Genomic DNA, 8062 nt, shown 5'->3' with positions numbered 1-8062 from the left:
GGGTTAAGTAAAGAAAAGTGTGTCCGCATGCCACCATAACCCCAGACCACACACCACAAATCACCAAAGAATAGCTCCCCGAAAGCTATTACCCACACCATCCCGCACCTCCGGCCACATTTGTGCTAACCGCACACCGGTTGGATTAAAGGATGACCACCAACCGCCCCAGCTGCCCACTATGCGGCAACAACACAAAGAAAAACGGCACCACCAGCAAATCAACCACCCGTTGGCGCTGCACCCACTGCGGACACTCCTTTACCCGCAACACCCAAACCCACAACAAAAACACCGCCACCATGGCTTTGTTCATCCAATGGGCCACCGGCACCCAATCTCTAACCACCTTCGCCGCACACCATGGCGTAACCAGGCAAACCATGCACCACCGATTCCGATGGTGCTGGTGGATCATCCCCACACCCACCATCGACTCATTCCGCATCCATGACCAAATCTTCCTCGACGCGACCTATCTAAAGTCCGGATGCCTCCTGATCGCAGCCAGTAAAACCCACGTCATCAACTGGACCTGGGCCAGACACGAAACCACCGCCGCCTACACCGAACTCCTACGCCCCATTGCCGCACCACTAATCGCAGTCACAGACGGCGGACAAGGTGCCCAATCAGCCATCCACCACTGCTGGCCAACAACACGCATCCAACGCTGCCTCGTCCACGCCCAACGAACAGTCTGCCGCCACACCACCAGCAACCCCCGCACCGATGCCGGCAAAACCCTCTACCGCCTAGCCCTGAAACTCACTCGCATCACCGACCTTGACCAAGCATCCACATGGGTCGCCCACCTGCACGAATTCGACCACACCTACCGGGAATGGATGAACGAGAAAACCACCATCAAAGACCCCGTTACCGGCGCCTACACCAAGGTCTACACCCACCAACGCGTCCGAGCGGCCTATCAATCATTGCTATCTCTGCACCGCAGAGACCTGCTGTTTACCTACCTGCAACCCCCACCAACAACCATCGACCCCGACAACCTTGCAGCAACAACAAACAGCCTCGAAGGTGGCATCAACGCCCCCATAAAAGAACTAGCCCGCAGACACCGCGGACTATCACTACCGCATCAACGCACAGTGATGGATTGGTGGCTGTATCTACATACAGAAGTCCCTGACGATCCGGTCAAGATCGCCAGGGACCAACGATGGGGTCAAGACGCACTTTCCACAGCAACAGACCTGATCACCCACAACACCACAGCCACTACCAATGACATCGGTGCACCAGCAGAATACGACACCGCCATCGACACCAGCTACCAACACAACCTCGGCATCCAAAAAGGCTGGATCAAATAACCGCAACACGCCCGGAAAAGACACACTTTTCTTTACTTAACCCGTGCTAGAGGTTATGACGCAAGTTTATTGAATTCCAGAGAATTTCTGAACATCCGGCGAGCGAAGGAAACGCCCGGCCATTTCCACAGCTGGCTGAGAAGAATCTCCTTCGATTACAAGGGACGCAATCGCCAATTCCCCTGTCGTTCCAGCGAACCAGCCATTGGAAAGCTTGCCATCAATTTCTGCTGTACCAGTCTTTCCGCCAAGTGCACTAAGATCACTCAACGACCTAGCTGAACCGTGGTCAATTGTTGATTTCATCATCGTCCGGAGGCTTTGAATAGTTGTATCGCTGACATGCTGGTCTGCCTGTTTATTCACTACTGTCTGTTCGCCTTGAATGAGCTGTGGAGGAACAAGCAAGCCGCCGTTAGCGACAGTCGATTGCATGAGCGCAATCCCAAATGGACTAGCTAGAACCTCGCCCTGTCCAATAGAAGCCTCCACACGAGGAGGTCCAGCCGGTGTCCGCGGCACCGAACCAGTAAGTGTGGTCATCCCTGGTACGTCGAAGTCGGAGCCAATTCCGAGTTCTAAAGCAGTCCGTTGCAGATCATCTTCTCCCAAACGATCCGAAATGACCGCTTGGGTTGTGTTACATGATTGGGCGAAAGCTTCTTCCAGTCGAACGCTACCTAGATCGAAGTCATGATCGTTGGGAATCGTGCGTCCAGCGACGGTGATATTGCTAGGACAAGGTAGTTCCTCATCCATGCTGACTGCCCCTGCCTCTAGTGCCGCCGCTGTGGTCACAGTTTTGAACGTCGATCCCGGTGGGAATAGCCCGGTGAGTGCGATTGGCCCTTGGTTATTTGCCTTGTCATTTTGTGCAACGGCAAGGACACCTCCTGTTCTAGGATTGAGCACGACTAGAACTGCGGCACGTTGCTCACTGTCCACTGCTTGTTTTGCTGCGCTTTGCAGTGTGTTATCCAGAGTGGTTGCGATTGGCTGAACTCGGCGAGGCGGCTCAGAGGCTACCGTCGTCATACCTTGTGAACTCTCAGCGCGTATCGACCATCCTGAATTAGCATCGAGCACTGACTCCCAATATTTGTTCAATTCAGCATCCAGCGGAGAGTTAAGAGTTTTGGACACGCTTAAGAGACGCCCCTGCTCCACAGTGGAAATTCCCTCAAAGGTCCTAAGTTGCTCTTGTATCTTCCGGAATTCTTCCTGCCTCAAAGTGAGGAGCACGGTGTCTTCATCCTGAGACTCTCCCAAGGTCTGCTCGATCCACTCCTTAGTCGTTGTGGGAGACACTGGTGCAAAAATCTGGGCCAATTCCTGCGCTCTAGAGGCTATATCTTTGCGACCTCGTACCTGAATAACTTTCGTCCAGGTCATATATTCATTGCCCAAGCGATCTTTAATTGGAAGATCGTACTGTTTATCTTCAGCAAAAAAGAGTGCGGAATCATCGCTCAACTGAGCTTCGAAGATCGAAGGCAACCATTGAGGCTTACCATCCTGTCCACTAAGGACGAGCCGACCATTGCTCTCCAACTCCACACCATCTTTGGACCAAGTCACATGAGTATTCTGCTTTCCATTGGAAATATCAGATTTTTCGATGTTGACCTTCACACCATGAAGTGACTGCCGAAATTCATGAAGGGCGCGCTCCGGGTCTGGATGATCCAGATACCGTGCAGCCTTGCTGTCATCTCCCGCGTTGAAAGCTTTGAGAAATACGTCTGAGTCTGATTCCCACGGTAGAGCTGAACAGCTGCTCAACATCACTGCGGAGAGCGAACAGAGTGCAATCACCGACTGACGGAAACGATTGTGCTTAGTCATCATGGGAGTGACGTTAAGTGAGACGCATTGGATGCCACCAATATCACATAATGCAATTGTCTCATTTCATTCACATATAGGCGATGGTAGAAGTGTGTATTCAAGTGGCAGAAATTCTAACGAAGAGCGTCCACGAGCAGTCTAGCCACTTCGCCAATAGCACCATCGTGAGTACTCATTGCTTGTTCTGGCACCACCTGTTTCAGCATGATGGACACCACAATGGGCTCCTCGCCCTCAACCTGGATAATCGAAGCTTCACCATGGAGAAGTCCTACAGTGCCCGTTTTTCCATAGATATCAACGCCGCTTGGAGGAAAGCCTGAAGGAACACGGTGACGCCACACCTGCAACCCCAAGAGTTCACACATAGATCGACGTACCGCTGCACTATCGTCTTTCCAAACCTGTTCCAAGTCATTAGTTATTTCCGCCAACGAAGAGACTGCAGAAAACGCTATATCTGTACTACTCCCCCCTTGGGATTGAACATATTGACGCAATTGTTTCTCCGCCGTCACTAAGCTATTCCGATCTTGCAAGTCATAATGAGGTGGAAACCGTTTAAGAAATGCTTCTCGAGCCCACGCAGGCAGTAGACGCAAAATCTCGTGGGCGGCCACGTTATCTGACACCGATGCGACTTGTTTCATTAAGTCTCGGAGACTCACGTTCACTGCGTCATCAAAGGCAGCGAACCCATACCCTTCGTAAGTTCCTTTGGACGGTGCAACGTCAACACGAAGACGAGGATCCAGATCACCTCGTTGAATCGCTTCCAAAGTGAGGTGGAGGAGCCGGATTTTATATAAGGATGCCACCGTAATTTTCTCGTCTTGTTTGCGTCCGATAGTCACCCCATCGTGCAGTCGCGATGCACACCACCATCCCTCACACCCCGACCGCGTCAACACGTTTTCCAGGGCCATCTCCATCCGTGCAGTCATTGGTTAATCCTTCGACAAATTCTTTCGGCGACCGCCATGGCCTCGGCGCCATTGTCCATCCCACCTCGGCGAACCACTACATCCACGGAAAAATCGAAACGGGAAGGAAGCTCAATAGCATTGTCAAACTGGTGAAAACCGCGAAATACCAAAGACATCCCCTCCCCTCTTCCAATCAATAAGCCCCTACCTAGAGCATCCTCTGAATCATTAATTTCGCAAGACACACCCGACCGAAATAGCTCTCTCGCCAAACCACTGGCTGCACTTGAATTGTCATTCAGGTTCTCCACCAGCAGATTCAATTGAGACAAGGTCTTATCCAACCTTGAATACCCCGGCGGCACCACTAGATCACGTGACAGAGAAAACTGCCTCGCACTGCGGTGAGTACCCAAGGGAACCGGAGCTTGAACAAGCCCCGCATGAATAGCGCCTTCTTCAACACGGGCAAGAATCTCAACAGAAGGCAGTGACGACAAAACTACTCCATCATGCTGCTGTGCCTTTGCTGCAATACGCGATCCTATCTCGCTTGGAAGCGCACTACTGATGGCCAAACGAAACCCGCTTTGCGCACCACTTCGGATACCGTCAATCATCGAATGCATAGTCTGAAGATCGCGATTAATCACCCGGGCATATGGAAGCAAGGTCAACCCTGCCTCGGTTAGTTTCACTTCCCCCGCCCCTCGGATAAATAGCGGTGTACCTACACCAGCTTCTAAGCGCTTAATGGCATTGGAGACAGGCGGCTGACTCACTCCCAGTCGCGCTGCCGCCGCTGTAAAACTACCGGTCTCCGCTAAAGCCACGAAATACTGCCATTGGCGCAGATTTCCCGTCTGAGCAATCATGGGTCTCAGCATAGTGGAGCACGAGTTCGCACCACTGCAGCGTAAAATGATGTCTTTGGCTTGAGCAACACCGTCGCGGTGGCGTCGATAAACAAAAAGGAAGTGACACACAGCGTGGGCATTGGAAACGGACCGCTCATTGTGCAGTCGGATAAGACCGTGCTGCTGGAAATCGACCACGAACAGGCGCAGGAGGCGCGCACCGCGCTGGCACCGTTCGCGGAGCTGGAGCGCGCGCCGGAGCACGTGCACACCTACCGCATCACCCCGCTGGCGCTGTGGAACGCCCGCGCGGCAGGGCACGACGCGGAGCAGATCATGGACGTGCTGGAAACCTACTCGCGGTTCCCCGCCCCGCAGCCGCTGCTCATCGACATTGCCGACACGATGGATCGCTACGGGCGGCTGAAGCTCATCAAGCACCCAGCGCACGGGCTCGTGCTAGAGACGACGGACAGGGCTGTGCTGACGGAGATCCGGCGTCACAAAAAGATCAAGCCCATGTTGGGCGCAGAGATCGACGAGGACTCGATCGTTGTGCACCCTTCCGAGCGCGGCAGGCTCAAGCAGGAACTGCTGAAGGTCGGCTGGCCCGCAGAGGACCTGGCGGGATACGTCGACGGCGAGGCACACCCCATCGAGCTGTCGCAGGAACACGAAGAATGGCAGCTGCGCGACTACCAGGAGATGGCGGCCGATAGCTTCTGGGAAGGCGGCTCGGGCGTGGTAGTGCTGCCATGTGGTGCGGGCAAGACGATGGTCGGCGCGGCCTCGATGGCCAAGGCAAAGGCCACCACCCTGATCCTGGTGACGAACACCGTCGCGGGCAGGCAGTGGAAGGACGAGCTAGTGCGCCGCACCTCCCTGACGGAGGATGAAATCGGCGAATACTCCGGAGAGAAGAAGGAGATCCGCCCCGTGACCATCGCCACCTACCAAGTGGTCACGCGCAAGTCGAAGGGCGAATACCGGGCGCTGGAGCTGTTCGACTCCCGCGACTGGGGCTTAATCATTTACGACGAGGTTCACCTGCTGCCTGCCCCGGTGTTCCGCATGACCTCCGACCTGCAGTCTCGCCGCCGTCTGGGGCTCACCGCCACCCTGGTGCGCGAGGACGGCCGCGAAGGCGACGTATTCAGCCTGATCGGGCCGAAGCGCTATGACGCCCCATGGAAGGACATCGAGGCCTTCCTGGATCGCATGTCCCCCGGCGGTCTCTCGTCCGTTCCCCAGTCCCTGCGGTATTTGATTGACGACGCCACCAGGGCATTCCAGCAGGGCTCCGCCACCGAACCCCACTCGGCTCGTGTCCCGTCTCGCGTGGATACTCCCCAGCGCAACATCATGGACATCACTGGGGACTCCACCGAGATCGCCTCGGAGATCGACGGCGCCGTGGAGGGTTTTCGCCGCGCCCACGACCAGGCCATCGCCGTGGACCCGGCGGACGGCACGAAGGCCTCGGACACCCGGACCTTCCGCTCGCCGCGGGAGATCATGTCCGAGCTGCGCCGCGCCTATACCGCGGGCACACAGGTGCGCCTGCACTACGTGGACTATGCGGGTGCCACCAGCCATGACTGGATCTCCATCGTGATGATGACCCCCTCCACCATCTCCGCGGTGCTCGAATCCACCGGGGAGAGCCTCACGATCCAACCCCACCGCATCGCTGCGGTGGACGTGCCGTGCTAGAGGGTTAAGTAAAGAAAAGTGTGTCCGCATGCCACCATAACCCCAGACCACACACCACAAATCACCAAAGAATAGCTCCCCGAAAGCTATTACCCACACCATCCCGCACCTCCGGCCACATTTGTGCTAACCGCACACCGGTTGGATTAAAGGATGACCACCAACCGCCCCAGCTGCCCACTATGCGGCAACAACACAAAGAAAAACGGCACCACCAGCAAATCAACCACCCGTTGGCGCTGCACCCACTGCGGACACTCCTTTACCCGCAACACCCAAACCCACAACAAAAACACCGCCACCATGGCTTTGTTCATCCAATGGGCCACCGGCACCCAATCTCTAACCACCTTCGCCGCACACCATGGCGTAACCAGGCAAACCATGCACCACCGATTCCGATGGTGCTGGTGGATCATCCCCACACCCACCATCGACTCATTCCGCATCCATGACCAAATCTTCCTCGACGCGACCTATCTAAAGTCCGGATGCCTCCTGATCGCAGCCAGTAAAACCCACGTCATCAACTGGACCTGGGCCAGACACGAAACCACCGCCGCCTACACCGAACTCCTACGCCCCATTGCCGCACCACTAATCGCAGTCACAGACGGCGGACAAGGTGCCCAATCAGCCATCCACCACTGCTGGCCAACAACACGCATCCAACGCTGCCTCGTCCACGCCCAACGAACAGTCTGCCGCCACACCACCAGCAACCCCCGCACCGATGCCGGCAAAACCCTCTACCGCCTAGCCCTGAAACTCACTCGCATCACCGACCTTGACCAAGCATCCACATGGGTCGCCCACCTGCACGAATTCGACCACACCTACCGGGAATGGATGAACGAGAAAACCACCATCAAAGACCCCGTTACCGGCGCCTACACCAAGGTCTACACCCACCAACGCGTCCGAGCGGCCTATCAATCATTGCTATCTCTGCACCGCAGAGACCTGCTGTTTACCTACCTGCAACCCCCACCAACAACCATCGACCCCGACAACCTTGCAGCAACAACAAACAGCCTCGAAGGTGGCATCAACGCCCCCATAAAAGAACTAGCCCGCAGACACCGCGGACTATCACTACCGCATCAACGCACAGTGATGGATTGGTGGCTGTATCTACATACAGAAGTCCCTGACGATCCGGTCAAGATCGCCAGGGACCAACGATGGGGTCAAGACGCACTTTCCACAGCAACAGACCTGATCACCCACAACACCACAGCCACTACCAATGACATCGGTGCACCAGCAGAATACGACACCGCCATCGACACCAGCTACCAACACAACCTCGGCATCCAAAAAGGCTGGATCAAATAACCGCAACACGCCCGGAAAAGACACACTTTTCTTTACTTAACCC

The 8062-nt window shown here is 55.4% G+C and carries 6 protein-coding genes; 3 read left to right on the top strand and 3 right to left on the bottom strand.

Annotated elements, in window-relative coordinates; translation table 11 throughout:
• Nucleotides 1–152 precede the first annotated feature (152 nt).
• Nucleotides 153–1337: an IS256-like element IS3503 family transposase gene (locus ADM64_RS08280; RefSeq protein WP_049193114.1), complete on the top strand. Its 1185-nt coding sequence runs from the start codon at nt 153–155 to the stop codon at nt 1335–1337.
• 66 nt (nt 1338–1403) lie between these two features.
• Here ADM64_RS08280 and pbp2m read toward each other — a convergent pair whose 3' ends face one another.
• The 3 genes from pbp2m to ADM64_RS08265 form a co-directional block, all read right to left on the bottom strand.
• Nucleotides 1404–3185, bottom strand: a complete 1782-nt coding sequence (gene pbp2m, locus ADM64_RS08275; RefSeq protein WP_049172619.1) for a penicillin-binding protein PBP2M — start codon at nt 3183–3185, stop codon at nt 1404–1406.
• A 113-nt stretch (nt 3186–3298) separates the two neighbouring features.
• The gene (locus ADM64_RS08270; RefSeq protein WP_012360808.1) at nt 3299–4129 is read right to left on the bottom strand and encodes a serine hydrolase; all 831 of its coding nucleotides are present in this window, start codon (nt 4127–4129) and stop codon (nt 3299–3301) included.
• Nucleotides 4126–4986: a LysR family transcriptional regulator gene (locus ADM64_RS08265; protein ID WP_012360809.1), complete on the bottom strand. Its 861-nt coding sequence runs from the start codon at nt 4984–4986 to the stop codon at nt 4126–4128. Before ADM64_RS08265 ends, ADM64_RS08270 begins: the two co-directional genes overlap by 4 nt.
• A gap of 114 nt (nt 4987–5100) precedes the next feature.
• Here ADM64_RS08265 and ADM64_RS08260 point away from each other — a divergent pair, with 114 nt between their 5' ends.
• Entirely contained in the window at nt 5101–6681 is a 1581-nt protein-coding gene (locus ADM64_RS08260; RefSeq protein ID WP_016421371.1) for a helicase-associated domain-containing protein, read from the top strand.
• 153 nt (nt 6682–6834) lie between these two features.
• On the top strand, nt 6835–8019 hold the full coding sequence (locus ADM64_RS08255) for an IS256-like element IS3503 family transposase (RefSeq protein WP_049193114.1): 1185 nt from the start codon (nt 6835–6837) through the stop codon (nt 8017–8019).
• Nucleotides 8020–8062: the final 43 nt, after the last annotated feature.

Origin of the sequence: Corynebacterium sp. 401_CJEI, assembly GCF_001076435.1 — a bacterium.
GTDB classification, from domain to species: domain Bacteria; phylum Actinomycetota; class Actinomycetes; order Mycobacteriales; family Mycobacteriaceae; genus Corynebacterium; species Corynebacterium jeikeium_D.
This window is presented reverse-complemented; position numbering and strand designations above follow the sequence as displayed.